Source organism: Kitasatospora sp. NPDC088264, from assembly GCF_040685715.1.
Taxonomy (GTDB): Bacteria; Actinomycetota; Actinomycetes; order Streptomycetales; family Streptomycetaceae; genus Kitasatospora.
In genome coordinates this window covers 25,933-51,372 of sequence record NZ_JBFBIR010000024.1, presented here as the reverse complement: position 1 = coordinate 51,372, position 25,440 = coordinate 25,933, and the positions used below count along the sequence as shown (strand labels likewise).

22 protein-coding genes, 1 tRNA gene and 2 pseudogenes are annotated in these 25,440 nt (G+C 73.6%); 17 read left to right on the top strand and 8 right to left on the bottom strand.

Annotation, left to right across the window (positions count from 1 at the left end):
• Positions 1–59: 59 nt before the first annotated feature.
• The 8 genes from AB0O82_RS20200 (at position 60) to AB0O82_RS20165 (ending at position 6,515) form a co-directional block, all read left to right on the top strand.
• The gene (locus AB0O82_RS20200) at positions 60–971 is read left to right on the top strand and encodes a GGDEF domain-containing protein (protein ID WP_363585355.1); all 912 of its coding nucleotides are present in this window, start codon (positions 60–62) and stop codon (positions 969–971) included.
• A gap of 50 nt (positions 972–1,021) precedes the next feature.
• Positions 1,022–1,942, top strand: coding sequence for a UTP--glucose-1-phosphate uridylyltransferase GalU (galU, locus tag AB0O82_RS20195; RefSeq protein WP_363585354.1), 921 nt, complete (start codon positions 1,022–1,024; stop codon positions 1,940–1,942).
• Between the two features lie 25 nt (positions 1,943–1,967).
• Positions 1,968–3,308 (top strand): gephyrin-like molybdotransferase Glp, encoded by a 1,341-nt coding sequence (gene glp / locus AB0O82_RS20190; RefSeq protein WP_363585353.1) that lies wholly within the window; start codon positions 1,968–1,970, stop codon positions 3,306–3,308.
• Positions 3,309–3,461: 153 nt separating this feature from the next.
• A complete protein-coding gene (moaC, locus tag AB0O82_RS20185) occupies positions 3,462–3,902 on the top strand; it encodes a cyclic pyranopterin monophosphate synthase MoaC (protein ID WP_363585407.1) in 441 nt (146 codons plus the stop codon).
• A gap of 38 nt (positions 3,903–3,940) precedes the next feature.
• Positions 3,941–4,444, top strand: a complete 504-nt coding sequence (locus tag AB0O82_RS20180) for a MogA/MoaB family molybdenum cofactor biosynthesis protein (RefSeq protein WP_363585352.1) — start codon at positions 3,941–3,943, stop codon at positions 4,442–4,444.
• The gene (locus AB0O82_RS20175) at positions 4,441–5,067 is read left to right on the top strand and encodes a GNAT family protein (protein WP_363585406.1); all 627 of its coding nucleotides are present in this window, start codon (positions 4,441–4,443) and stop codon (positions 5,065–5,067) included. The genes AB0O82_RS20180 and AB0O82_RS20175 overlap by 4 nt, the downstream gene beginning before the upstream one ends.
• A gap of 149 nt (positions 5,068–5,216) precedes the next feature.
• A complete protein-coding gene (gene glpR / locus AB0O82_RS20170) occupies positions 5,217–6,359 on the top strand; it encodes a gephyrin-like molybdotransferase receptor GlpR (protein WP_363585351.1) in 1,143 nt (380 codons plus the stop codon).
• A gap of 82 nt (positions 6,360–6,441) precedes the next feature.
• Positions 6,442–6,515 (top strand) — tRNA-Ala (locus tag AB0O82_RS20165).
• 259 nt (positions 6,516–6,774) lie between these two features.
• On the opposite strand, the gene AB0O82_RS20160 is transcribed toward AB0O82_RS20165, so the two are convergent.
• Positions 6,775–7,035, bottom strand: coding sequence for a hypothetical protein (locus AB0O82_RS20160; protein ID WP_363585410.1), 261 nt, complete (start codon positions 7,033–7,035; stop codon positions 6,775–6,777).
• Here AB0O82_RS20160 and AB0O82_RS20155 point away from each other — a divergent pair.
• Positions 6,956–7,318: pseudogene (locus tag AB0O82_RS20155) on the top strand (transposase); the annotation flags it as partial. The gene AB0O82_RS20160 and the pseudogene AB0O82_RS20155 overlap by 80 nt on opposite strands.
• A 54-nt stretch (positions 7,319–7,372) precedes the next feature.
• Here the strand turns inward: AB0O82_RS20155 and AB0O82_RS20150 are convergent.
• The 5 genes and pseudogenes from AB0O82_RS20150 to AB0O82_RS20130 all read right to left on the bottom strand — a co-directional run bounded on the left by AB0O82_RS20150 (position 7,373) and on the right by AB0O82_RS20130 (position 11,698).
• The gene (locus tag AB0O82_RS20150) at positions 7,373–8,578 is read right to left on the bottom strand and encodes a cytochrome P450 (protein ID WP_363585350.1); all 1,206 of its coding nucleotides are present in this window, start codon (positions 8,576–8,578) and stop codon (positions 7,373–7,375) included.
• Between the two features lie 93 nt (positions 8,579–8,671).
• A complete protein-coding gene (locus AB0O82_RS20145; protein WP_359896573.1) occupies positions 8,672–8,890 on the bottom strand; it encodes a ferredoxin in 219 nt (72 codons plus the stop codon).
• Between the two features lie 259 nt (positions 8,891–9,149).
• Positions 9,150–9,402: pseudogene (locus AB0O82_RS20140) on the bottom strand (ATP-dependent DNA ligase); the annotation flags it as partial.
• Between the two features lie 158 nt (positions 9,403–9,560).
• Positions 9,561–10,448, bottom strand: a complete 888-nt coding sequence (locus AB0O82_RS20135; RefSeq protein WP_363585349.1) for a peptidase — start codon at positions 10,446–10,448, stop codon at positions 9,561–9,563.
• Positions 10,449–10,450: 2 nt separating this feature from the next.
• Positions 10,451–11,698 carry a VWA domain-containing protein gene (locus AB0O82_RS20130; protein ID WP_350877784.1) on the bottom strand — a complete coding sequence of 416 codons (1,248 nt, stop codon included), beginning with the start codon at positions 11,696–11,698 and terminating at the stop codon, positions 10,451–10,453.
• Positions 11,699–11,956: 258 nt separating this feature from the next.
• Here AB0O82_RS20130 and AB0O82_RS20125 point away from each other — a divergent pair, with 258 nt between their 5' ends.
• The 6 genes from AB0O82_RS20125 (at position 11,957) to AB0O82_RS20100 (ending at position 19,828) form a co-directional block, all read left to right on the top strand.
• Complete coding sequence (locus AB0O82_RS20125) at positions 11,957–12,802, top strand: ATP-binding cassette domain-containing protein (protein WP_363585348.1); 846 nt, start codon at positions 11,957–11,959, stop codon at positions 12,800–12,802.
• Entirely contained in the window at positions 12,799–13,482 is a 684-nt protein-coding gene (locus tag AB0O82_RS20120) for an ABC transporter (RefSeq protein WP_363585347.1), read from the top strand. Before AB0O82_RS20125 ends, AB0O82_RS20120 begins: the two co-directional genes overlap by 4 nt.
• Before the next feature lie 186 nt (positions 13,483–13,668).
• Complete coding sequence (locus tag AB0O82_RS20115; RefSeq protein ID WP_363585346.1) at positions 13,669–15,045, top strand: FtsW/RodA/SpoVE family cell cycle protein; 1,377 nt, start codon at positions 13,669–13,671, stop codon at positions 15,043–15,045.
• The gene (locus AB0O82_RS20110) at positions 15,045–16,565 is read left to right on the top strand and encodes a penicillin-binding transpeptidase domain-containing protein (protein WP_363585345.1); all 1,521 of its coding nucleotides are present in this window, start codon (positions 15,045–15,047) and stop codon (positions 16,563–16,565) included. The genes AB0O82_RS20115 and AB0O82_RS20110 overlap by 1 nt, the downstream gene beginning before the upstream one ends.
• 229 nt (positions 16,566–16,794) lie before the next feature.
• Positions 16,795–18,294, top strand: a complete 1,500-nt coding sequence (locus AB0O82_RS20105; RefSeq protein WP_363585344.1) for an amino acid permease — start codon at positions 16,795–16,797, stop codon at positions 18,292–18,294.
• Between the two features lie 334 nt (positions 18,295–18,628).
• Complete coding sequence (locus tag AB0O82_RS20100; protein ID WP_363585343.1) at positions 18,629–19,828, top strand: glycosyltransferase 87 family protein; 1,200 nt, start codon at positions 18,629–18,631, stop codon at positions 19,826–19,828.
• Positions 19,829–19,853: 25 nt separating this feature from the next.
• Here the strand turns inward: AB0O82_RS20100 and AB0O82_RS20095 are convergent, their stop codons facing one another.
• Positions 19,854–21,620: a penicillin-binding transpeptidase domain-containing protein gene (locus tag AB0O82_RS20095; protein WP_363585342.1), complete on the bottom strand. Its 1,767-nt coding sequence runs from the start codon at positions 21,618–21,620 to the stop codon at positions 19,854–19,856.
• A 173-nt stretch (positions 21,621–21,793) separates the two neighbouring features.
• On the bottom strand, positions 21,794–23,725 hold the full coding sequence (locus AB0O82_RS20090) for a phospholipid carrier-dependent glycosyltransferase (protein ID WP_363585341.1): 1,932 nt from the start codon (positions 23,723–23,725) through the stop codon (positions 21,794–21,796).
• 97 nt (positions 23,726–23,822) lie between these two features.
• Between AB0O82_RS20090 and rsmI the strand changes: the two genes are divergently transcribed.
• Positions 23,823–24,713, top strand: a complete 891-nt coding sequence (gene rsmI / locus AB0O82_RS20085; RefSeq protein ID WP_363585340.1) for a 16S rRNA (cytidine(1402)-2'-O)-methyltransferase — start codon at positions 23,823–23,825, stop codon at positions 24,711–24,713.
• Positions 24,714–24,960: 247 nt separating this feature from the next.
• Positions 24,961–25,386, top strand: coding sequence for a hypothetical protein (locus AB0O82_RS20080; RefSeq protein ID WP_363585339.1), 426 nt, complete (start codon positions 24,961–24,963; stop codon positions 25,384–25,386).
• Positions 25,387–25,440 lie beyond the last annotated feature (54 nt).

Sequence of the window (25,440 nt, the reverse complement as noted above, 5' to 3'; positions counted from 1 at the left end):
CGGTCCCGCCGGCCGGCGCCATCGACGCGCAGAGCCTGACACGCGAAAGGGCGCCGCGATTGTCCACCCCGCTGCTGGTCCAGGCCCTGGCCGTGCTCAGCGCCCCCGCGCTGGCCGGCGCCACCGTGCTCGGGCTTCGGCTGCGCCGGGGCGGCGCCGAAGCCGCCGCCCGGCAGGAACGGCTGCGCGAGCGGATCGCCGAACTGGAGACCCGCTGCGCCGACCTGGAGCGCACCGCCTCCTGCGACCCGCTCACCGGCGTGTGGAACTACCGCCACCTGCAGCTCACCCTGGACCGCGAGATCGAGCGCGCCCGCCGCGCCGAGCGGACCGACCAGCCCGAAGGGCCGCGCCCGCTGGCCGTGCTGCTGCTGGAGATCACCGGCTTCGACGCGGTCGTCGCCGAGCACGGCCGCGGCCGCGCCGGCGCGGTGCTGCGCGACCTCGCCCAGCGGCTGGCGATGGAGATCCGCCGTTCCGACACCCTCGGCCGCTACAGCGGAGAGGAGTTCCTGGTGGTGCTGCCGGACACCGGCGCCGAGGGCGCCGCGCAGGTCGCCGAGCGCCTGGTCTGGTCGGTCCGCCGGCACCTGCTGCTCGACTGGTCCTCCGGCCCGCGCGAGTCCCGCCCGGCCCACGGCAACGGCCTCACCGCCGCCGTCGGCGTCGCCGTGCTGCCCGAGGACGGCACCCACGCCGCCGTGCTGCTGCGCGCCGCCGACCGCGCGCTCGCCGAGGCCAGGTCGGCCGGCGGCGACTGCTGGCGGGTCCGCCCGGGCCCCGGCGACCGGTCGGCGGCGCGGCCGGCCGCCCCGCCCGCCGCCGGTGCGCAGCCCAACGCGACTGCCGAGCGTGACCGTTCGGGAAAGCCGGGTAGTCTGTCGCCCTGTGCCGGCGGGGACCCCCTCGCCCAGCCGGTCAATTCCCATACGCCTGCCGCCGTGGCCGGGCCCCGCGACGTGCTGTCCTAGCCGTCGACCGCGCCCGGCCGGGCGAAAACGTGCCTGAGTAAGGTAAACGCATGACGACGACCAACTCCCGAATCCCGGTAACCAAGGCCGTGGTACCCGCGGCCGGACTGGGCACCCGCTTCCTCCCGGCAACCAAGGCCACTCCGAAGGAGATGCTGCCCGTCGTCGACAAGCCGGCCATCCAGTACGTCGTCGAGGAGGCCTCCTCCGCGGGGCTGTCCGACATACTGATGGTCACCGGCCGTAACAAGCGGGCCCTGGAGGACCACTTCGACCGCGCCTACGAGCTGGAGGAGCTGCTCGCCCGCAAGGGCGACGAGGACCGCCTGCGCCGGGTCCGCGAATCCGTCGAGCTGGCCAACATGCACTACGTCCGCCAGGGCGACCCGAAGGGCCTCGGCCACGCCGTCTCGGTCGCCGAGCAGCACGTGGCAGGCCAGCCCTTCGCCGTCCTCCTCGGCGACGACCTGATCGACCCGCGCGACCCGCTGCTCGCCCGCATGATCGAGGTCCAGCAGGAGCTCGGCGGCTCGGTCGTCGCCCTCATGGAGGTCGACCCCTCCCAGATCCACCTCTACGGCTGCGCCGCCGTCAAGGCGAACGGCTTCGGCGAGGACGTCTTCCAGGTGACCGACCTGGTCGAGAAGCCCGAGACGAACGAGGCCCCCTCGAACTACGCCGTCATCGGCCGCTACGTCCTCGACCCGCTGGTCTTCGACGTGCTGCGGGAGACCCCGCCCGGCCGCGGCGGCGAGATCCAGCTCACCGACGCCCTGCGCGAGCTGACCACCCGCGAGCCGGAGGCCGGCGGCCAGGTCCACGGCGTGCTCTTCAAGGGCCGCCGCTACGACACCGGCGACCGCGCGGACTACCTGCGCGCTATCGTCCGACTGGCCTCCGAGCGCGAGGACCTCGGCCCGGAGTTCCGCTCCTGGCTGCGCGAGTTCGTCGCCTCCGAGCTGCAGGACTGACACGACGACAGAGAGCGAGCCGCCGATGACCGGGTCCACCCAACACACCACCGGATCCGCCGCAGCCTGCTGCGACGGAACCACGGACCCGGCACCGGCGGCCCCCCGCCTCTGGACGGTGGACGAACACCTCTCCGACGTCCTGGCCGCGGTCGGCCCGCTGCCCGCCATCGAGCTGCAACTGCTCGACGCCCAGGGCTGCCGGCTCGACGAGGACGTCCTCGCCGACGGTGACCTGCCGCCCTTCGACAACAGCTCGATGGACGGCTACGCCGTGCGCACCGCCGACACCGCCGGCGCCACCGACCCGTACCCCTCGGTGCTCGCCGTCGTCGGCGACATCGCGGCCGGCGCGGGCGAACTGCCCCGGGTCGGGCCCGGCCAGGCCGCCCGGATCATGACCGGCGCCCCCGTCCCGCCCGGCGCCCAGGCCGTCGCCCCGGTCGAGTGGACCGACGGCGGCACCGGCACCGGGGTGCCCGCCGACGCGATGACCGCGCCCGTCGAGGACGAGGAGGTCCGCGTCCTGCGCCCGGTCGCCGAGGGCGCCCACATCCGCCACCGCGGCAGCGACGTCGCGGCCGGCACCAAGGTCCTGGGGGCCGGCACCCGGCTCGGCCCCACCCAGCTCGGCCTGCTCGCCGCGATCGGCCGCGCCACCGTCAGGGTCCGCCCGCGCCCCCGGGTCGTAGTGCTGTCCACCGGCAGCGAGCTGGTCCAGCCCGGCGAGCCGGTCGGCCCCGGGCAGATCTCCGACTCCAACAGCTTCACCCTCACCGCGGCCGCCCAGGACGCCGGCGCCATCGCCTACCGGGTCGGCGCCGTCCCGGACCAGGCCGACCGGCTGCGCGCCGTCCTGGAGGACCAGCTCGGCCGGGCGGACCTGATCGTCACCAGCGGCGGGGTCAGCGTCGGCGCGTACGACGTGGTCAAGGAGGTCTTCGAGTCCTACGGCGGCGTCGACTTCCGCAGGCTGCGGATGCAGCCCGGCAAGCCGCAGGGCTTCGGCCGGATCGGCGGCCCGGCCGGCGTGCCGCTGCTCGCCCTGCCCGGCAACCCGGTCAGCGCCTACATCTCCTTCGAGCTGTTCGTCCGCCCGGTCATCCGCACCATGCTCGGCGCCGCCGACGTCCACCGCCCGGTGGTCCGCGCGCTCTGCCCGGCGGCGCTGCGCTCCCCGGCCGGCCGCCGGCAGTTCCTGCGCGGCCGCTACTCGGCGGCGGACGGCACCGTCGAGCCGGTGGGCGGCGCCGAGTCGCACCTGGTGGGCGCCCTGGCCCGGGCGAACTGCCTGATCACCGTCCCCGAGGCCGTCACCGCCCTGCCCGCCGGCAGCGAGGTCGACGTGGTCCTGCTCGGTTCCTAGGACATGTCTCGCGGACCAGGCCCCTCCCACGGGGTGTGGCGGGGGAGCTGTACGGTAGCGCGGTATTCGACCTGCGTGCCCCTGGAGCCACCCGTGACGACACCTCCCCCCGGCGACCGCCTCACCCATGTCGACGACCAGGGCGCGGCCCGGATGGTCGACGTCTCCGAGAAGGCCACCACCGCGCGCACCGCCGTCGCGGCCGGCCGGGTCCGGGTCTCCCCGAAGGTGGTCGAGCTGCTGCGCGGCGAGGGCGTGCCCAAGGGCGACGCCCTCGCGGTGGCCCGGATCGCCGGGATCATGGGCGCCAAGAAGACCCCCGACCTGATCCCGCTCTGCCACCCCATCGCCGTCTCCGGCGTCACGGTGGACCTCACGGTCGCGGACGACGCCGTCGAGATCACCGCCACCGTGAGGACCGCCGACCGCACCGGCGTCGAGATGGAGGCGCTGACCGCCGTCGCGGTGGCCGGCCTCACCGTCATCGACATGGTCAAGGCCGTGGACAAGGGCGCTGCCATCGAGTCCGTCCGGGTGCTCAGCAAGACCGGCGGCAAGAGCGGCGACTGGTTCGCGCCGGAGGCGGGCGAGTGAACGGGCGGAGCGAGCTCACCACCGAGGGGTCCGGACGGATGAGGGCCCTTGCGGTCACCGTGTCCAACCGGGCCTCGGCCGGCGTCTACGAGGACAGGGGCGGCCCGCTGCTGGTGGCCGGCCTGACCGCGATGGGCTTCACCGCCGACGGCCCCCGGGTCGTCCCGGACGGCGAGCCGGTGGAGGCCGTCCTGCGCGAGGCCGTCGCGGCCGGCTACGACGTCGTGCTCACCACCGGCGGTACCGGCATCTCGCCGACGGACCTCACCCCGGAGATGACCGCCCGGGTGATCGACCGGCAGGTCCCCGGCATCGCCGAGTCCATCCGCGCGTACGGCCGGGAGAAGGTGCCGACCTCGGCGCTCTCCCGCGGGCTGGCCGGGCTCGCCGGACGTACCCTGATCGTCAACCTGCCGGGCTCGACCGGCGGCGTCAAGGACGGCCTGGCCGTCCTCGAACCGCTGCTCGTCCACGCCATCGACCAGCTCGGCGGCGGGGACCACCCCCGGCCGGACGCACCAGCTTCCGGGAGAACGCACTGAACGCCGGTTGGCCGGTAGAACTCCACGAGGGGGAGGTCGTGCTGCGCCCGATCCGGGCCCGCGACCAGCGCGAGTGGCAGGAGGTCAGCCTCCGCAACCGGGACTGGCTGCGCCGCTGGGAGGCGACCGTCCCGCCCGGTCCGGCCGGGCAGGCCGCCGGGCCGCGCCCGACGTTCCGGCAGATGGTGCGCTTCCTGCGCGGTGAGGGCTCGGCCGGGCGGATGCTGCCCTTCGTCGTGCTCTACAAGGGCCAGCTGGTCGGCCAGCTGACCGTGGGCGGCATCACCTGGGGCTCGATGTGCTCGGCGAACGTCGGGTACTGGATCGACGAGGCGGTGGCCGGCCGGGGCATCATGCCGACGGCCGTGGCGCTTTCCGTCAACCACTGCTTCCGCACCCTCGGCCTGCACCGGATCGAGGTCTGCATCCGCCCGGAGAACGGCCCGAGCCGCCGGGTGGTGGAAAAGCTCGGCTTCCGCTCGGAGGGAATCCGCCCGCGCTATCTCCACATCGACGGCGCCTGGCAGGACCACCTGGTGTACGCGCTGACCGCCGAGGAGGTGCCGGAGGGGATGCTGGAACGCTGGCGGTCGATCAGTTCAGGTCGCGAGTCAAGTAATTGAATATATGTTCGAAACAAATATCGATATGGCATCGTCGCGACGGCGGACTGGCACAAATACCGGCAAAATAGTCGGAGAATCAGCTTGATCACACGACACGCCGAGCCAAATTGCTGCCAGGCCTTCCCGGCGCCCGTACGGTGTGGATCGTGAGCAGTAGCGGCCTTATCTACGCCGTCATCGTAGGGGCCTGGGCCGCCTATCTGGTGCCGATGTGGCTCCGCAGGCAGGACGAACTCAACGAGGCGCGCCCGACGGAGCGCTTCAGCACCGCCATCCGCCTGCTGGCCGGGCGTTCGGGGCTGGAGCGGCGGGCAGCCCGGGCCCTGGGCGACGAACCGCGTGACGACGAGCACAGCAGCGACGGCCCTCCCGGACGGGACGGGGCCGCCTCCGGCGACCCCGCGGCGGACTCCGCGCCGCCCGCCGTGGGGCCCGAGTCCCCGCCCTCCGTCGAGCCTCCGCCCGCGCCGGTGCCCGCGTCCGCGTCCGCGTCCTCGCCCGCATCCTCGTCCTCGCCCGAGCGGGGCGCCCGGGGAGAGCGTCCGGGCTCCGCGCCGCACGGCGGGGCGCAGCGCCGGGCCCGGCTGCTGGCCCGCCGGCGTCGGATGGTCACCGCCCTCTTCCTGGCCTTCGCGCTCGGCGCCGTGGTCGCGGCGGTGGCCGGACTGGCCTTCCTCTGGGTCCCGGCCGTCCCGGCGATCCTCCTCACCCTGTACATCGGCCACCTGCGCAAGCTGGAGCGCCAGCGCTACGAGGTGAAGCTCGACCGCGCCCGGGCCGCCCAGGCGGCCGAGCGGCTGCGCAAGCGCGAGCAGCAGCGCGCCGCGGCCCGGAGCGTCCCGGCCGAGGCCGTTGACACCCAGGCTCACACCCAGGTCCACACCCAGGCCCACGTCCGGGCCCAGGCCCCGGTTCGTGCCCAGGCCCCGGCCGCCGAGGGGCGGGCCGGGCGCCGCCCGCATCTGCGGCTGGCCGCCGACCCCGGCGAGGCCGCCGTCTCCGCGCCGTCCGCCTCCGCGGTGGCCGAGGCGACCGAGCACGAGGAGTGGGTCGACGGCATGCGCGAGCGCGGCGCGGCCGGCCCGGACTCCTGGGAGCCGGTGCCCGTCCCGCTGCCGACGTACGTCACGGCGCCGGTCGCCCCCCGGGTCTCCCGCGGTCTCGACCTGACGGCCCCCGGCACCTGGACCGCGGGCCGCCCCGCCGAGTCCGCCCGCAACACCCCGCTGTTCGACCAGTACGCCGAACCGTCGGCCCCGGAGGCCCGCCCCCGCGCGGCCAACGAGTGACCTCCCCGGCCCCCGGACCAGCGCCGCATCGCCGGGGGTGGTCACGGCCCCCCTCCGGAAGGTGCTAGAGTTTCTTCTCGTTGGGGCTGTGGCGCAGTCCGGTAGCGCACCTCGTTCGCATCGAGGGGGTCAGGGGTTCGAATCCCCTCAGCTCCACCCAACGACTGTTCACGAGTCTGATTCGTGAGTGGTCACGAGATCCCGCTCGACCGATTCGGTCGGGCGGGATTTCTGCTTTGGGCGGGTCTGTTCGAGGCGGCGTGCGATGGCGATGGGGCTTCGTGACGTAGATCACGCGACTGCGCGGGCTTTCTCGGGGTCGGCTGAGCTGTTGCGGTCGTGCGGAAGCCGCCGTCGAGCGGCGGGCCAACGGCTTTGTGGGGTAGGCCACTTCGGGGTGTCTGCGAGTTGTTCGTCAGCTGTGCGGCGGGGGCAGGCCGTTGAAGTCTGCGGGGGCGGGCGTGAGGCCGTCGTAGTCCTCGATGCTGTTCGCCGCTGTCAGCCCGGGGCTGCTGGTGCGGAGCCGGTCCTGGATGGTCAACAGGTCGATCATGAAGACCATCAGGGCGAGCAGGACCGCTTGGGCGACGCGTCCGCCGGTACTGGAGAAGATCCGTGTCCCGCGGACAGGGCCGGGCAGGCCCCGGAAGACGCCCGACAGCGTGGCCGCCGACAAGGCCTACAGCAGCGGCCCGTGCCGCGCCTGCCTGCGCAGGCGCGGCATCCGGCACACGATCCCGGAGAAGGCGGACGGTCAGGCCGCCCGCCTGCGCAAAGGCTCACGCGGCGGGTGCCCACCGGCCTTCGACGAGAAGCGGTACAAGAAGCGCAACACCGTCGAACGGGCCATCAACAAGCTCAAGCACGCCCGAGCGGTCGCAACCCGATACGACAAGCGCGGATACGTCTACCTCGGCACCGTCACCGCAGCCGCTCTCGTCATCTGGCTCCGCGCATGATCGCCCGGACAGCTTTGCCTGGTACTCCAGCGAGAGTTCTCCATTGGGCCCCGCTCACCAGGCCACGGGCAGTGACCGCATCCCGTAGATGAACGACTCGGTACGGAACTCGCGCTCGCCGGTCAGCCGCAGCCCCGGCAGCCGGCGGAACAGCGTCTCCAGGGCGATCTGGAGTTCGGCGCGGGCCAGCGGCTGGCCCAGGCACTGGTGTACGCCGAAGCCGAACGCCAGGTGCCGCCGGGCGTCCCGGTCCAGGTCCAGCTCGTCCGTCGCCCGATGGCCGGCGCCGCCGAACACCGCCTCGTCCCGGTTGGCGGTGGAGAGCATCGCCATCACGCCCTCCCCGGCCCGGACGGTGACGCCGCCCAGCTCCACGTCCTCCAGCGCCACCCGGGGCAGGCCGGTGTGCACGATGGTCAGCAGCCGCAACAGCTCCTCCACCGCGCCCGGCAGGGTGGCCGGGTCGGCCAGGCCGGGGATCTGCTCGGGGTGCTCCAGCAGCAGCGCGGTCGACAGCGAGATCATGTTCGCGGTCGTCTCGTGCCCGGCGACCAGCAGCAGCACGCCCATGCCGGCCACGTCGTCCGGGGTCAGGTCGTCCCGCGCCGCGAGTCGGCTGAGGGCATCGTCCTCCGGTTGTGCGCGCTTGCGGGCCGTCAGGTCGCGAAGGTAGTCCCGGACCTCCTCCTGGGCCTCCCGGAGCTGCTCCACGGTGCTCTCCCGGCTGAGCATCGTGCGGCTCAGGTTCTGGAAGCGGTCGTGGTCCTCGTACGGCACGCCGAGCAGCAGGCAGATCACCAGCGAGGGCACCGGCAGCGCGAAGTCGGTGACCAGGTCGGCCGTGGTCCGGCCCGCGGTCATCCGGTCCAGTGCCTCGTCCACAATCCGCTGGATCTCCGGGCGCAGCGCCTCCACCCGCTTGACCAGGAATTCCCCGGTGATCATGCGGCGCTGGCGGGCGTGCTCGGGGTCGTCCAGCCGCAGGAAGTCCGGATTGTCGGTGATCAGCTCGCGAGCGCCGGCGACCAGCAGCGGGAAGGTCGGGTGGCGGATGTCGGCACTGAACCGGCGGTCGGACAGCACGGTGCGGACCTCGGCGAAGCCGGTGACCAGCCAGCAGAGGTCGCCGTCGGGCAGCTCGGCTCTGGTCACCGGCCCGGTGGCGGCGGCCTCGGAGTACGCGGGCGGCGGGCCGAACGGGCAGCCACCGGAGTGCCGGGCCGGCAGCGGGAGGACGGGGGTGGTGGATGCGGTGGTCAAGGCGGGGGTCTCCTCACGTCGCGGGTGTTCTCGTGGGGTTCGGGGCCCGGGAAGGTTCCCGGCGCGGCCTGCGGGGCCGGCGGCGGGGGTCCGTCAGGCCCCGGTCCGCGCGGGCTCGTCCCCGGTGACGGTGATCGCCCGGCCCGGACAGAGCTCGGAGGCGAGTCTGACGTCGTCGAACTGCTCGGGCAGCAGGACGGTCTGACGGAGTCTCACGAGACTGTCCCGGTCGTCCTGGTCGAAGACCGCGGGGGCGTTCATCACGCACATGCCGGAGCTACAGCAACGGTCCCGGTCGACGCTCACCTGCATGTCGGGCACCTTTCGCCAGGGCGGCGCCGGCTGCCCGGCGGCCGCCTCTCGTTGTCACGGTCAACCTAGCCGTCGCTGGTCCGTTCACGGAGGGGTACGGTGGCCGGATCGAGAATGGCTGACTCGGCCCCTGTGTGTGAACCCCCATTGCGGCGCAATGCGTTTCAACCGGCGGTACTTCGCCGGACGGGTCGGCGGACCAGGCCGCGCGGACGGCCTCACAAGAGCCTTCGGCGGTGGCCAACTCCCGTGCGGAGGCCACCGTGTCGGCCTCGGCGGCGCTCTTGTCCGGCCGGTAGCGCACCACCCGGGGTGAACCGCAGGGCCAGCCCGGCGGGGTAGCGGGGGCCGCGCTGGAGGCCGTCGAAGGCGACCTCGACGACCAGTTCCGGCCGGACCGGCACCGTCCGGGCGTCCCGCCCGGTCTCCCGGGCGAGCAACTCGGCGGTCTGCCAGGCGAGCGTCCGCTCGGTCAGCCCCTTGAAGGTCTTGCCGAGCATCACCCACGGGCCGAGCCCCGGCTCGCCGGCCGCCCGGGCGGCCGGCGAGGCCCTCGGACGGTCCCGGTCGCCGGTCGGTCGCGCACGGGGGCGGGAGCGGGAACCGGAGCGGGAACGGCCGAGGGCCGGCCGGGGGAGTCCGGCCGGCCCTCAGGGTTGGGCGGGGTGGGTCAGGGGCGCTGGGAACCGGCGTAGGGGCCGGGCTGGGGGGCGCCGGACTGCGGCGGGACGGCGCCGTAGCGGGGCGGGCGGTAGCCGCGTGGGTGCCGGGTCAGGTTGTAGCCCAGGACGCCCGCCAGGGCGGCCAGGGCGCCGCCGCCGATGGTCCAGTACCAGCGGCTGTTCCAGCCGGAGAACCAGCCGGTGTACCAGTGCTCCTCGGCCCCCACCGGGGCGGCCGCCTTGGCGGTGCTGGCGCCGCCGCCGGCCGGCGGGACCAGCGGGGCCTTGAGCTCGCCGCCCTCCGGCTGGGCGTTGTCCGCGTTGCCCTTCGCGCTGACGTGCAGTTGGACGGAGGTGGCCAGGCCCAGGTCGGTCTGCGGGACGTCGCTGACCGAGAGCCGCACGTAGTAGGTGCCGGGCAGCGGGTCGCCGGACCACGGCTCGGCCCAGGAGCGGATCTCGCGCAGGGTGCAGCTCAGCGTGAGCGTGCCGGTGTTCTGGTCGCCGGTGGCGTTCTGGGTGCCGGCGGTGCAGGACTGGCGGCGGCGGAGCCCGTCGAAGACCTCGGCGGACCAGGTCTGCGGGCCGTGCCGGTCGGTCGCGGGGGCCAGGTTGACGGTCAGGCCGATCGTCGGGGTCTGGCCCTCGGAGGCGCCGAACGCCCAGTACAGGTAGTCACCGGTGGAGGCGGCGACGTTGGCGTCCTGGCCGGGGGAGAGGTTGGTCGCGGTCAGGAAGGAGGTGCCGGCCTTGGTGGCCGGGGCCGGGGCGCCGCTCGCGCTCGCCGAGGGCGAGGGGGAGGCGGCGGAGGCGGTCGGGGCGGCCAGCGCGAGGGCGGGCAGCAGGGCGAGGGCGGCGAGGGCGCCGCGAAGGGTCGTGCGCGTGGTCGGTCGCATGGTCAGTTCTCCCGCCAGACAGAGATCCGCCAGCGGGCGATCCAGCCGAACACCAGGCCGAACAGCAGTCCGGCGAGGGTGAGGGTGAGCAGCAGGATCCAGCCGCGGCCCAGGCCCATCGCCGCGCCCTCGGGGGCGGACGAGGCGGTGGCCAGGTCGACGGTCAGCTCCAGCGGCAGGCCGGGGTCGGCCTGGACGCCGGCCTGCGGGGCCAGCGAGTTGCTGACGACCAGGCAGACGGTGGTCTCCGGCTTGGCGCTCGACGAGGAGGTCGGGCCGGTGGTGATGTAGCCCTTGGAGTCGCTGGTGGACCAGCGCAGGCCGGTGGAGATCACGTCGGTGCGGCTGCTGCCGGCGTCGGTGCCGCGGACCAGCTCCTGGCCGGTCGCGCTGGTGGCCTGCAGCAGGACGCCGTAGTCCCGGGCCACCGCGCGGTCCAGACCGACGCTGACCGAGGCGCGCAGCTCCTGGCCGGACTTGACCGGGACCTTGTAGACGCGGTGCTCGGAGAACTTCTCGCGGTCGCTGTACACGCCCGGGGCGAGCACCGGGGCGCTCTCGCACTTGTCGGCGCCGGAGGTCTTCACCGGGGTCACCGCGTAGGTGTCGTTGGAGCGGTCGACCAGCTGCTTCACCTTGTCGGTGAGCTGCTCCTGGGTGCGGACGTCGGTGTAGGTGCCGCCGGTCGCGTTGGCGATGCAGAGCAGCTGCTGGCGGGTCTTGTCGTCGTGGGCCAGGCCGAGGGTGTCGACGACCAGGTGGATGCCCTGGGAGGCGAGTTCACGGGCGACGTCGCAGGGGTCCGGCGGGGTGCAGGTGTCCTCGCCGTCGGTGATCAGCACCACCCGGCGGGTGGTCTCGCCCTTGCCGAGGTCCTGGGCCGCGCCGCGCAGGGCCAGGCCGATCGGGGTCCAGCCGGTGGGCCGCAGGGTGGCGACGGCCGTCTTGGCCTCGACCTTGTTGGTCTTGCCGACCGGGTACAGCTGCTTGGTGTCCTGGCAGCCCTGGGTCTTGTCGTTGCCGGGGTAGTTCGCGCCCAGGGTGCGGATGCCGAACTCGGTCTCCGCGGGCAGCGCGTCGATCACGTCGTTCAGGGACTGCTGGGCCACCGAGATCCGGCTCTTGCCCTGGATGTCCCGCTCGTTCATGGAGCCGCTGACGTCCAGGACGAGGTCGACCCTGGGGGCCTCCTTGGGCGCGGCGGCTCCGGCTGATGGTTCGTCGGCGTGGGCGGGCAGGCCGATGAGCAGCGAGGCGCCCGTTATCGCCAGGGCGCCCAGCAGGCTGCCGAGCCTGGTCTTTGGTCGTCGTCCGGTAGTCACCCGGTGATCCTAGGGATCATCAGTTCGCGATGGCCAAACGAGAGCGGATCGTGCGCCACCCCGCCACGGCGTGAACTCCGGCGCGTGGAAAGGCGGTCGGGGCTGCGCGGACTTACGTCCGCCCTACCCGGGCTGGATAGCCTTCCGTGCGGGTTTCGTGCGAGTCCGGGCGGGAATGGGGGCGCGGTGGAGCTGACGGGGGTCGGAAAACGGTACGGGCGGCGCGGGCGATGGGTCCTGCGCGGGGTCGATCTCGCCGTCGGGCCGGGGGAGTTGGTGCGGATCGCCGGGGCGAACGGGAGCGGCAAGTCGACGCTGCTCCGGCTGGCGGCCGGGATCGAGCGGCCGACCGCCGGGCGGGTGGCCCGCGCGGGTGGTGCCGCGTACGTGCCCGAACGCTTCCCGCCCGCGCTGCCGTTCGACGCCGCCTCGTACCTGCTGCGGGTGGGCCGGGTGCACGGGCTGTCGGCGGAGCGGGCGCGGCGGCGGGCGGGGGACTGGCTGGACCGCTTCGGCATCGCGGACCGGGCGGGCACCCCGCTGAGCCGGCTGTCGAAGGGCACCTGCCAGAAGGTCGCGGTCGCGCAGGCGCTGCTCGCGCAGGCCCCGGTCCTGCTGCTGGACGAGGCCTGGACCGGGCTCGACCCCGACGCCAGGGCGGTGCTGGACGAGGCGGCCGCGGAGCGGGCGGCGGACGGCGGGGCGGTGCTGTTCGTCGACCACGACCCGGCCCGGCTGGCCGGGCTGACCAGCGCCGCCTACCAGGTCGGCGCGGACGGCGGTCTGCGGCCCGCCGAGGAGGCGGGGCCCGTGCCGGACGGCGGCCCGGAGACGGAGGTCGAGGTGGACGTCCCGGACGGCACCCCGCTGCCGCCCCGGCTGCCCGGGGCGCCGCGGCTCACCCCGCTGGCCGGCACGGCCGTGCGGCTGACCGTGCCGGCCGCGCACACGGAAGCGCTGCTGCGCCGGCTGCTGCTCGGCCGACCGGCCGTCCGGGTGCTGGCGGTGCGGCAGCGGGAGGGGCGGCGGTGAGGCAGCTCGGGGCGCTGACCCGGTACCACCTGGAACTGCTGGTGCGCTCGCACGCCTGGCTGCCGCCGTTCCTGGCGTACGCGCTGCTGCTGGTGGTGGGCGTGTCGGCGGGCAACCCGCTGCTGGGCGACCTCGGCTACGGCGCGGCCGTGCTGCTGCCGGTGAGCGCCTGGTACGTGCGCAGCGCGCTCGGGGCGGAGCCGTCGGCCTCGCGGGCCTGCCTGGTCGCGGCGGCGGGGCCGCCGCGGGTGCACCTGGGCGCGCTGCTGGCGGCGCTGACGGCCGGGCTGGTGCTGGCGGCGGCCGAGGTGGCGGCGCTGTGGTGGCTGAGCGGGACGGTGGCCAACCCGGGGGTGGAGCGGCAGCCGCCGGTCGGACCGGCGCTGGCGGCCGGGGCGTCGGCCGCGGTGGTGTGCGTGCTGCTGGGGGTGGTGGCCGGGGCGCTGGCGAACCGGCCGGTGCTGGCGCGGCCGCAGTACGGCATCGCGGTGGCGCTGGCGTTGGCCGCGCTGGCGCTGGTGGCGCCGCTCTCGCCGGCCAACGCGGCGGTCCGCGGTCTGGTCTCGGCGGCCCGCACCGGTCGGGTCGCCGTGCCGTGGGCGGAACTGCCGCCGGCCGCCGTCCTGCTGGCCGCGGCGGCGGCCGGGGCGGCGGCGCTGGCCGGACGGCGGCCCGAGTGAGCGGAGGATTCATGCCAAGGGCGGACACACCGCAGCAAAAAGCCGATAAATATGGATAGTGCTCGTTAGGGTGACGAACCTGGGTGAACCGGCTTCGTGCCGCCGGTCCATTCCGATTGGCATCCCCCGGAACAGCGCTCCGGCTCCCCGCGACCCCCAGGACGGTCCGTGGCGACACCCCCCGCCGTGACGAGAACCGCAGCCCGGCCGAGCCGGCCGGTGCCGACCAGGCGCACCACCGAGCTGCTGCTGGTCCTGGCCGCCGTGCTGATCGCCGTGTTCGGCTACGTCGAGGTCGGCGTCAACCTGGACGGCAGGGTGCCGGCCGACGCGGCCGAGTACGGCGCCGCGCTCGGCGTGCTCGCCCTGCTGGCGCACGCCGTGGTCCGCCGGCGGGCCCGGTACGCGGACCCGCTGCTGCTGCCGATCGCGGTGCTGCTCAACGGGATCGGCCTGGTGGTGATCTACCGGCTCGACCGCGCCACCTCGGGCGTCGGCGCGGCCTCCACCCAGCTGCTCTGGTCGAGCCTGGGGGTGGCGCTGTTCATCGCGGTCGTGCTGCTGGTGCGCGACCACCGGCGGCTGCAGCGGTACGCCTACCTCGGGGCGCTGGTGGCGCTGGTCCTGCTGGTGCTGCCGATCTTCTTCCCGCCGGTGTACGGCTCGCGGATCTGGATCGTCCTCGGGCCGCTGTCCTTCCAGCCGGGGGAGTTCGCCAAGATCCTGCTGGCCGTCTTCTTCGCCGCCTACCTGGCGGTGCACCGGGACGCGCTGGCGCTCACCGGCCGCCGGGTCTGGCGCTGGCAGCTGCCTCGCGGCCGGGTGCTCGGGCCGGTGCTGCTGATCTGGGCGGCGTTCGTCGGCGTCCTGGTGCTGGAGACGGACCTCGGCACCTCGCTGCTGTTCTTCGGCCTGTTCGTGGTGATGCTGTACGTGGCCACCGCGCGCACCGGGTGGATCGTGATCGGGCTGGTCCTGGCGGCGGTCGGGGCGGTCACGGTGGGCTGGCTCTCGCCGCACGTGCACAGCCGGGTGACGGACTGGCTGGACCCGCTGGGCTCGATCGCGGCGGGCAAGGGCGCCAACCAGATCGCCCAGTCGCTGTTCGCCTTCGCCTGGGGCGGGGAACTGGGCACCGGGCTCGGCGACGGGCACTCGGTGCTGATCGGCTTCGCCGCCAAGTCGGACTTCATCCTCGCCACCATCGGCGAGGAACTCGGCCTGACCGGGCTCGTCGCGGTGTTCCTGCTGTACGCGCTGCTGATCTCCCGGGGGTTCCGGACGGGCATCGCGCTGCGCGACCCGTTCGGGCGGCTGCTGGCGATCGGCCTGGCCGCGATCGTCGGCCTCCAGGTGTTCGTGGTGGCCGGCGGGGTGCTCGACCTCATCCCGCTGACCGGGATGACGCTGCCGTTCGTCGCGCAGGGCGGCTCCTCGGTGGTCACCAACTGGATCATCGTGGCGTTGCTGGTGCGGATGAGCGACATCGCGCGTCGGCCGGCCCCGGCCCCGGCCCCGGTCCTGCCCGTGTCCGTGTCCGCGCCCGTGTCGGAGGAGGACTGATGGTGCGCACCCGCTCCCGTCCGCGCGCCCGGGGCAACGGGCCGCAGGGCCTGCCGGGCATCTCCGTCACCGGGCGCCGCGCGGGCGTCTTCTGCCTGCTGCTGGTCGCGGCGCTGTGCGTCCAGGCCACCCGGGTGCAGGTGTTCCAGGCCAAGGACCTCAACCACAACGCCGCCAACCAGCGGCTCACCATCGAGCGGTACTCGCAGCCGCGCGGCGACATCCGGGTCGGCGCGGACACCGTGACCGGCTCCGAACCCACCGGCGGCCGGTACGACTACAAGCGCACCTACACCGACGGTCCGACGTACGCGGCCGTCACCGGCTTCGCCTCGCAGGCGTACGGCAACACCCAGCTGGAGGGGATCGAGGACGACCTGCTGTCCGGGACGGACAGCAGACTGGCCGGCTGGGCGGTCTGGGACGCCGTCGCCCGCAGGCAGAACCCCGGCGGGGACGTCTACACCACCCTGAACCGGGCCGCCCAGGAGGCCGCGGTGCGCGGGCTCGGCAGCCAGAAGGGCGCGGTGGCCGCGATCGAGCCGGCCACCGGCCGGATCCTCGCCCTGGCCAGCACGCCGTCCTACGACCCGGGCAGCTTCGCCGGCTCCGCCGCGGCCGACCAGGCCGCCTGGAACCGGCTGCAGGCCGACACCGACCAGCCGATGCTCAACCGGGCGCTGCGCCAGACCTACCCGCCGGGCTCGACCTTCAAGGTGGTCACGGCGGCGGCCGCGCTCGCGGCCGGGGTGGTCACCGACCCCGACGCGCCGACCGACGCGCCGTACCCGTACGTGCTGCCCGGGACGACCACGCCGCTGGTCAACGACACCTCGGCGTGCGACCGGCCCGGCCAGTCGCTGGACACCGCGATGGTCTACAGCTGCAACAGCGTGCTGGGCTACCTCGGGGTGCGGACCGGGCTGGACCCGATGGTGGCGATGGCCGAGAACTTCGGCTTCAACGACGCCAGGCTGGACATGCCGGTGCGCCCGGCCCGGTCCAACTTCGACACCACGATGAACCAGTCGCAGGTGGCGCTCTCCTCGATCGGGCAGTTCGACACCGCGGCGACCCCGCTGGTGATGGCGATGGTCGCGGCCGGGATCGCCAACGACGGGACGGTGATGCGTCCACAGCTCGTGGACAGACTGACGAAGGGCGACGGCACCGCGGTGCAGCTGATGAAACCCGCCGTGTACCGGCGGGCGATGACCCCGGCGGTGGCCGGGCAGGTGCAGAAGCTGATGACCGACGTGGTGGAGAACGGCACCGGCGGCAACGCCCGGATCGGCGGCGCGGTGGTCGGCGGCAAGACCGGCACCGCGCAGCACGGGGTGGACAACAGCGGGACGCCGTACGCCTGGTTCATCTCCTGGGCCAAGCCCGCCGGCTCGGACGCGGTGCCGCCGGTGGCGGTGGCCGTGGTGATCGCGGACAGTGACGCCACGGACGTCACCGGCGGCGGGCTGGCCGCGCCGATCGCCCGCTCGGTGATGCGGGCGGTGCTGGGCCGCTGAACTGCTGCCTTAGCTGCTGGACGGCGAATCCGCCGTCTGCGAAGTGTCCGGTTTGTATAGACTCATGCGCCAATTCGTACAATGCGCCGATCCGGACTGTTCGTTTGCGACACTGGTGCTTTCGCGGGGTACTGTCCCATCTTTGTTCGGTTGGTCCCCGATGACACCCCATGACGCGTCGAGTGACCGGCCGCCAGGACACCCTCCCCCGCCCAGAAGGACCGCAGCTGTGACCAGCAACTCTCTCGGTGCGCGTCTGCTGCGACGCAAGCCCGTCTCGTCCCTCATCGCCGAGAGCGAGGGCCGGGACGGCCTCCCGGCCGGTGCGCCCGAGGAGGGCGGACGCTCCGGCATCCACCTGCGTCGCACGATCGGCCTCTGGCAGCTGTCCTCGATCGGCATCGGCGCCACCATCGGCACCGGCATCTTCTTCGTGCTCAGCAGCGCGGTGCCCTCGGCCGGCCCGGCCGTCATCCTGTCCTTCGTGCTCGCCGCGGTCACCGCCGGACTCACCGCGCTCTGCTACGCCGAGATGGCCTCCGCGATCCCGGTCTCCGGATCCTCGTACTCCTACGCCTACGCCACCCTCGGCGAGGGCGTCGCGTTCGGCGTCGGCATCTGCCTGCTGATGGAGTACGGCGTCTCCGCCTCCGCGATCGCGGTGAGCTGGGCCGAGTACCTGAACAAGTTCTTCGACCTGACCTTCGGCTTCACCATCCCGGAGCAGTTGTCCGGCGCGCCGAACGACACCCACTGGTTCAACCTGCCGGCGCTGCTGCTGGTCGCGATGGTCTGCGTGCTGCTCATCCGCGGCGTCAGCGAGTCGGTGAAGGTCAACGCGGCCATGGTCGGGATCAAGATCCTGATCCTGCTGCTGTTCGTCGGCGTCGCGCTCACCGGCTTCCACTCCGGCAACCTGACCCCGTTCATGCCGCTCGGCATCGGCGGCGTGCAGGTCGCCGCCTCCAGCATCTTCTTCTCCTTCATCGGCCTGGACGCCGTGTCCACCGCCGGTGAGGAGGTCAAGAACCCGCGCCGCACCCTGCCGCTGGCGATCATCATCTCGCTGGTCGTGGTGACCCTGCTCTACATCCTGGTCGCCCTCGCCGGCATCGGCGCCCAGCCGTGGCAGAAGTTCCAGGGCCAGGAGGCCGGCCTCGCCCAGATCCTCCAGGACATCACCGGCCAGACCTGGCCCTCGATCGTCTTCGCGATCGGCGCGATCCTCTCGATCTTCAGCATCACCCTCGTGGTGATCTACGGCCAGACCCGCATCCTGTACTCCATGGGCCGCGACGGCATGCTGCCCAAGCGCTTCGCCGAACTCTCCCCGCGCACCGGCACCCCGGTCTGGAACACCCTCGTGGTGGGCCTCGGCGTCGGCGCGCTGGCCGCCTTCGTCCCGCTGAAGGAACTGGCCGACATCACCAGCCTCGGGACGCTCATCGCCTTCTCGGTCGTCTCGATCGGCGTGATCATCCTGCGCCGCACCCAGCCCGACCTGCCGCGCGGCTTCAAGGTCCCCGGCTACCCGGTCGTCCCGCTGCTCAGCGTCGCCTTCTGCGCCTACCTGATCACCGGCCTGCACGCCGACACCTTCCGGGCCGGCGCGATCGCCCTCGCCGTCGCCGTGGTCGTCTACTTCGGCTACAGCATCAAGCACTCCAAGCTGGAGCAGCAGGCGCAGGCCGCCACGGCGGACAGCTCCACCGGCCACCGCAACAGCTGAGCCGGACGAATCCGGACATGGGGGGCCGCCGACCACGACACCCGGCGGCCCCCCTCATGCCACCTCCCGCTACGTGCCCCACGCCATGGCGACAGGGCCCGGCCACCACCCATAACCTTCCACCATGGTGAGCACCCGCACGCCCGGCTTCTCCCGCCCGCGCGGCCGCTTCACCGGCCGCAGCAGAACGCCGGCCCCGCCGACCCCCGCCGGAGCGCCGTCCGGACCAGGACGACCGCCCCTCGGCTTCTCCAGTCGGCCATTCCCCCGCCAGCGTGGCGAGAGCACGTTCCCGCCCACGCCCGATCGGCTGAATCCCGCCCGACTCGCCTCGATGCGCACCGTCCAACTGCTCGGCTGCCTGATCGCGGCCGGCTGGGCGGCCGCCTTCCCGCTCGTCTCCGACCTGCCCAACCAGCGGATGTGGGGTTTCATCGCGGCCCCCGCCTACGTCCTGGCCGGGCTGCTCTGCGTCACCCTGCCGCGCCGCTACGCGGCCCGCGCCGCCGCCGTGGTCGCGCTCGCCGGGGCCGTCCTCGCGCCGCTCGCCCTGCTCGCCGTGCAGGGCCGCCACCAGTCCGAGGTGATGGTGGTCGAACGCTCGGCCCACCTGCTGCTCACCACCGGCAGCCCGTACCTGCCGCACCCGGTGGTGGTCACCGACTACAACCCGTACCTGCCGGCCATGACCCTGTTCGGGATGCCGCGCCAACTGCTGGGCGACGGCTCCGACCTCGCCCAGGTCGCCGGGGACGCCCGGATCTGGTTCGCGCTGGCCTTCGTGGTCTGCCTGCTGGCCAGCTGGCGGCTGCTGCGGCCCACCCGCGAGCGCGCGCCGCTGCTGCCGCTCGCCGTGCTCACCGCCTCGCCGCTGATCTCGCTGGCCCTCGTCGTCGGCGGGGTGGACCTGCCGCTGATCGGCCTCTGCTGCCTCGCCATGGCGCTCGCCGAGCGGGACCGCACCGTCGGCGCCGGCCTGGTGCTCGCCCTCGCCTGCACCCTCAAGTGGACGGCCTGGCCGGCGCTGCCGGTCGCCGCCCTGCTGCTGTGGCGGCTGTACGGCCGCCGACCCGCCGCCCGGACCACGCTGATCGCGCTCGGTGCCGGCCTGGCCGTGCTCCTGCCCTCCGCGCTGACCCGGGCGGACGCACTGCGCGAGCAGGTGGTGCGCTTCCCGCTCGGGCTCACCGCCATCCGCACGCCGGCCGGCAGCCCGCTGCCCGGCAAGGTGCTGGCCGGCTTCGGGCCGACCGGGCACTCCGTCTCGCTGGCGCTGATGACCATGGGCGGGATCGGGGTGGCCATCTGGCTGCTCGCCAGGCCGCCGGTGTCCGCGATCGCGGCCGCCGACCTGCTGGCCGCCGGGCTGGCGATCGCGTTCATGCTCGCCCCGGCCGGGCGGTTCGGCTACCTCGCCCTGCCGGTGGTCCTGGTGATCTGGCCGCGGCTGGCGGCCCGGCGCTGGAGCAGCCGGCGCCCGATCCCGCCGCACCGGCTGCCGGGCAGACCGGAGCCCGCCCTGCCACGGGGCTGAGCGGGCTCCGTCCGGACGGGTTGTTCTAGCGGCCCGCGGCCTTGAGCAGCGAGGCGACGGCCGGGCCGGCCGCGTCCACGCCGTGGCCGCCGCCCTGCACCTCGGCGGCGACCGCGATGTTGCCGCGGAAGGCGGTGAACCAGCTGTTGGTGGTGGTCGCGCCGGCGACCTCGGCGGAGCCGGTCTTGGCACCCGCATTGTCGGTGATCCCGGCCATCACGTCCTTGGCCGTGCCGCCGGTGGCGGTGGCGTTCATCATCGCGCGCAGCTTGCCCGCGACGTCCGGCGCGATCTGGCGGGCCGCCGCCTGCTGCGGCAGGCCGGCGACCAGGATCGGCTGCTTGAACGCGCCGCTCTGGACGGTCGCGGTGATCGAGGCGATGGCCAGCGGGTTCATCTGGACCTTGCCCTGGCCGATGTAGTTCATGGCCTGCTCGTCCTTGCTGCCCGGCGTCGGCGGCACCTTGCCGTCGGTGTTCGGCAGACCGGTCTTCCACTCCAGGCCGATGCCGAACACGTCCTTGGCCGTGCTGGACAGCGTCTCGGGCTTGAGGCTGGTCAGGCCCTGGTTAATGAAGGCCGTGTTGCAGGACACCATGAAGTCCTGCTGGAGCGTGTTGTTGGGGAAGGCGCCCGGGAAGTCGTTCGGGATCGCGACCGGGTTGCTGCTCTTCTCCGGGCAGGCCACCACGGTGTCCGGGTTGACCCCGGCCTCCAGCAGCGCCGTCGAGGTGACGATCTTCATCGTCGAGCCGGGCGCGAGCAGGCCGGTGAAGGCCCGGTTCTGACCGCTGGCCGGCGCGTTGGCGAAGGCCAGCACCTGGCCGGTGCTCGGCTCGATCGCGGCGATCGACCCGGACTTGCCGCCCAGGTCCGTCATCGCCTTCTCGGCCGCCGCCTGGATGGTGTTGTCGATGGTCACCTTGAACGGCTTGCCGGGCTTGGGCTCGACGATGGTGAACAGCTTGTCCGAGGCCCCCTTTCCGGCCGGGTCGCTGATCACCACCGCGCTGCCCGCGTCCTGGTCCTTGTTCGGGTCCGGCGGCAGCAGCTTGTGGGCGTTGTCCTGGAGGGTGGACAGCAGCGCCGGGGTGAGCGAGGCGCCCTGCAGCGGCTTGCCGTTGCGGTCCACCACGGTGGACGGCGGGGCGAAGACCTGCTGGGTGGCGATCGTCTCGTTGCCGGACAGGTGCGGGTGGATCACCGTCGGCGCCCAGTGCACGGCCGGGGTGTTGTCGCTCATCTTCACGACGTTCAGGAAGCCGTTGTAGTCCCAGACCCGGTTGGTGCCGGCGAACTCGGCGCGCGCCTTGAAGCCCATCAGCACACCGGCGGGGCCGGCCGAGGCGGAGGCCGACGGCGAGTCGGTGGCACCGGGGGTCGCGCCCGCCGACGACGTGGCCGAGGCTCCGGCGGAGGGCTTGGCCGGCGCGGGGGTGCCGGTGGCCGACGCGAAGGCCTGCGGGGTGGCCGGGCCGGCCGGGGCCAGGGTCAGCGCGCTCGGCTTGACCTGGTCGCGGAACGCCGTCAGCGCGGTGGTGGCCGCGGCCGGGTCGTCCGTCAGCGCGGCGGCCTTGTCCAGGTCGCCGGCCGCCCAGGCCGCCAGGAAGTCCTTCGCACCGTTGGTCGCCTGCTCGGCCGAGGGCGGCTCGGCGACCACCGTGCGGGGCTTCTTCGCCGAGGACGATCCGGAGTCCGAGCCGCCCATCAGGCTGTACGCCCCGTAGCCACCGCCCGCGAGCACGGCGACGGAGACGCCGGTGATGATGCCGATCTTCGCGCCTCTGCGCATGGTGCTGTTCCCCCAAGGGTCTGCCGGACGGGCGCGACCGACCGGGGCCGGACACGTTGTTCCCCCACCCTAGGCAGCGCCGATCGGTGCGCCGACGAAATGCCCGCGAGTTGTGACGGATCTGGTACGTGTCGTGCACCGCATACGGATGATTCGGGGAACAGCGGTGTCGATCAGATCCAGCTGTTGAACCACATCCGCTGGCGCCAGTCGTCCATCGGAATCGTCTGCCCGGTGAACAGCGGGAAGAAGAAGAGGAAGTTCCACACGATCAGCAGCACCAGCAGCCCGGCCGCCGCCGAACCGATGATCCGGCGGTCCCGGGAGGCCCCCGGAGGCCCGATCAGCGCACCGACCAGCATGGTCACCGCGAGCACCAGGAACGGGACGAACACCACCGCGTAGAAGAGGAAGATCGTCCGCTGCTGGTAGGCGAACCACGGCAGGTAGCCGGCGGCCAGGCCGCACAGCACCGCGCCCGCCCGCCAGTCCCGCCGCGCCACCCAGCGCCACAGGCAGTACACCAGCGCCACCACGGCCGCCCACCACAGCAGCGGGGTGCCGATGCCCAGCACCTCGCGGGCGCACTCGGCGGCCGTGCAGCCGCTCTGGCCCTGCTTGGGGGACTCGTAGAAGAACGAGACCGGCCGGCCCAGCACCAGCCAGGACCACGGGTTCGACTGGTAGGTGTGCGGGTCGCTCAGGTGGGTGTGGAAGTCGTAGACCGTCGAGTGGTAGTGCCACAGGGCGCGCAGCCCCTCGGGTATCCACGGGTAGTCGGTCGAGCGGCCCACCGCCCAGTCCCGGCCCCAGCCGCCCTTGCCCGGCACGTTGCTGCTGGCGAACCAGCCCCACCAGGACGTGACGTAGACGACCAGCGACACCACCACGACCGACACGAAGGCCGGCACCACGTCCCGGGCGAGCGTCGCCAGGTACGGGCGCGGGGCCCCGGCCAGGCGGCGGGCGCCGACGTCCCACAGCACCGTCATCACGCCGAACGCCGCCGCCACGTACAGGCCGCTCCACTTGGTGGCGCAGGTCAGGCCGACGCAGACGCCGGCCGCGATCCGGTACGGGCGCCAGCCCAGGTTCGCCCGCTGCGCCAGCACCGCGTCCGGCACCCCGCCGAGCCGGTCGGCCAGCCGGGCCCGGGTGCGGTCGCGGTCCAGCAGCAGGAAACCGAAGGCGGCGAGGATCCAGAACATCACCACCAGGTCCAGCAGCGCGGCGCGGCTGAGCACCAGGTGCAGGCCGTCCACCGAGAGCAGCAGGCCGGCCACGCAGCCCAGCAGGGTCGAGCGGAACAGCCGGCGGGCGATCCTGGCCACCATCAGCACCGACAGCGTGCCGAGCAGGGCCACCGCGAACCGCCAACCGAAGGGGTTCATGCCGAACAACATCTCGCCGACGCCGATGATCCACTTGCCCACCGGCGGATGGACCACGTAGGAGGCCGCCGAGCGGTACGGGACGGCCGCGCCGGGCGTCATGATCTGCTCGTTGGCGCCGTCCGGCCAGTTGATCTCGTAGCCGCCGTGCCAGAGCGCGTAGGCGTCCTTGGCGTAGTACGTCTCGTCGAAGATGATCGCGTGCGGCTGGCCGAGGTTGGTGAAGCGCAGGATCCCGGCGAACACCGCCACCGCGATCGGGCCCAGCCAGCCGGACCAGCGGCACAGCCACGACCACACGGCCGGCGGCACGGACACGCCCAGCCGCAGCAGCAGCGGCGACGGAGGCACCACCGCCGGGGTCACCCCGGGGCCGTCCGGCATCGGCGGGACCAGGCGCTCGGCCAGCGGGGCCACCGGGCGGCCGGCGTAGCCGAACCCGGCCAGCCGCTCGCGCCAGCTGCGCGCGGCGCTGCCGGGCTGGTCGGGTTGGCCGGGTTGGTCGGGCTGGTCCGGGCGGTCGAACTGGTCGGGTTGGTCGGGCTGGTCCGGGCGGTCGAACTGGTCGGGTTGGTCGGGCCGCGCGGGGCTCCCGGCCTGGTCGGCGGGCCGCGGAGCCGGGACGGCGGAGGACGGCAGGCCGGCCACGTCGCCGCCATCCTGCGCGGTGTGGTCTGTACCAGTGGGCGTGCGCGCCGCCGTGTCGCCGTTCATCCGCCACATCGTAGGGGCGCTTCTCGCACGTGTGACCGCTCCCTCGGAAGCTGCCCGAATCGTCACCAAAAGCCCCCGGGCCGCGGTAGCTGCAAGGATGGGGCCCGTGACAGGAGTACTCGTTCTCGCAGGCACCCCCATCGGCGACGTCTCGGACGCCCCGCCCCGGCTGCTCACCGAACTGGCCACGGCGGACGTGATCGCGGCCGAGGACACCCGGCGGCTGCGCCGGCTCACCCAGGCGCTCGGGGTGACCCCGGCCGGGCGGGTGGTCTCCTACTTCGAGGGCAACGAGGTCGGCCGCACCCCCGAACTGGTCGAGGCACTGCTCGGCGGCGCCCGGGTGCTGCTGGTCACCGACGCCGGCATGCCGTCCGTCTCCGACCCCGGCTACCGGCTGGTCGCCGCCGCCGTCGAGGCCGACGTCAAGGTCACCGCGGTGCCGGGGCCGTCCGCCGTGCTCACCGCGCTCGCGCTGTCCGGCCTGCCCGTCGACCGCTTCACCTTCGAGGGTTTCCTGCCGCGCAAGACCGGTGACCGGGCCCGGCAGCTCGCCTCGATCGCGGCCGAGCCGCGCACCATGGTCTTCTTCGAGGCGCCGCACCGGATCGCCGAGGCGCTCGCCGCGATGGCCGAGGCGTTCGGCGCCGATCGGCCCGCCGCCGTCTGCCGCGAGCTCACCAAGACGTACGAGGAGGTGAAACGCGGACCCCTCGGCGACCTGGCGGCCTGGGCCGCCGAAGGCGTCAGGGGCGAGATCACCGTCGTCGTCGCGGGCGCCCCGCCGGCGGCGCCGCAGGAGCTCACCCCCGCCGAACTGGCCCGGCTGGTGGCCGTCCGGGAGGAGGCCGGGGAGCGCCGCAAGGAGGCCATCGCGGCCGTCGCGGCGGAGCTCGCGCTGCCGAAGCGGGAGGTGTTCGACGCGGTGGTGGCGGCCAAGAACGAGGCGAAGAACGAGGCCGCGAAGGGGGCGGGAACGGGGCCGTGAAAGAGGGGTGAATTCCGGGGGGTTGCGTGACCCCGGGGGAGTCGTACCTTTGAGGGAAGGCCCCGGTAAACGCCCACGGAGCTGAAAGTTCGGTCGCGGTTTCCGGAACGATCCAGGCCTTTCGTATAGGAGTTCCCAACCCGCGTCCAACTCTTCACAAGCAGGGCATCGGCCGAGGCCGTCAGGGCATTTCCTGGAATGGAAAGACCCAGCCGGGCGAGCGCCCGGCGGGCGCTGGGAGACGGCTATGAGCGAGATGATCGGTAGCCCCCTCGGTGGCAACGCGCTGAGCGCCCCCGGCCTGGCCGGACGGCCGCACACTCCCGTCGAGACCGTGCGGGAGGCCTACTCCTTCGCCTGCCTGCGATGCGGGTACGGCTGGGAGCAGGCGTACGACATCGAGCACCACGCCGGCAAGGACGGGCACGTCGTGTTCGAATACCACGCCAACGGTGTCCGGGTACCGTCCCCGCTGCTCAAGCCGACCTGCCCGGGGTGTGGCGGACACACCGTCCGGATCATGCGCGAGGGCCGGGTCGCCACCGCCGACCAGTCCTGGCACCACGCCCCCGGCTACCCGGCGCACGCCGAGCCGGCCGGGGCGGCCCCGGTGACCGACCCCGCGAAGCCGCGCGGACGCTGGGCCCGGTTCTGGTCGCGGCTGCTGGGCTGACCGCCGGCACCGGGAGCGCACCCGGGGGCCGCCCGCCGCGAGCAGCGCGGCGGG

Excerpts from the sequence above, each read along its gene's own strand:
- AB0O82_RS20080 (WP_363585339.1), top strand. The coding sequence starts at position 24,961 with ATGAGCGAGATGATCGGTAGCCCCCTCGGTGGCAACGCGCTGAGCGCC.
- AB0O82_RS20090 (WP_363585341.1), bottom strand. The coding sequence starts at position 23,725 with ATGAACGGCGACACGGCGGCGCGCACGCCCACTGGTACAGACCACACC.
- glp (WP_363585353.1), top strand. The coding sequence starts at position 1,968 with ATGACCGGGTCCACCCAACACACCACCGGATCCGCCGCAGCCTGCTGC.
- rsmI (WP_363585340.1), top strand. The coding sequence starts at position 23,823 with ATGGGGCCCGTGACAGGAGTACTCGTTCTCGCAGGCACCCCCATCGGC.
- AB0O82_RS20100 (WP_363585343.1), top strand. The coding sequence starts at position 18,629 with ATGCGCACCGTCCAACTGCTCGGCTGCCTGATCGCGGCCGGCTGGGCG.
- AB0O82_RS20135 (WP_363585349.1), bottom strand. The coding sequence starts at position 10,448 with ATGCGACCGACCACGCGCACGACCCTTCGCGGCGCCCTCGCCGCCCTC.
- galU (WP_363585354.1), top strand. The coding sequence starts at position 1,022 with ATGACGACGACCAACTCCCGAATCCCGGTAACCAAGGCCGTGGTACCC.
- AB0O82_RS20180 (WP_363585352.1), top strand. The coding sequence starts at position 3,941 with ATGAGGGCCCTTGCGGTCACCGTGTCCAACCGGGCCTCGGCCGGCGTC.
- AB0O82_RS20095 (WP_363585342.1), bottom strand. The coding sequence starts at position 21,620 with ATGCGCAGAGGCGCGAAGATCGGCATCATCACCGGCGTCTCCGTCGCC.
- AB0O82_RS20110 (WP_363585345.1), top strand. The coding sequence starts at position 15,045 with ATGGTGCGCACCCGCTCCCGTCCGCGCGCCCGGGGCAACGGGCCGCAG.
- AB0O82_RS20145 (WP_359896573.1), bottom strand. The coding sequence starts at position 8,890 with ATGCAGGTGAGCGTCGACCGGGACCGTTGCTGTAGCTCCGGCATGTGC.
- moaC (WP_363585407.1), top strand. The coding sequence starts at position 3,462 with ATGGTCGACGTCTCCGAGAAGGCCACCACCGCGCGCACCGCCGTCGCG.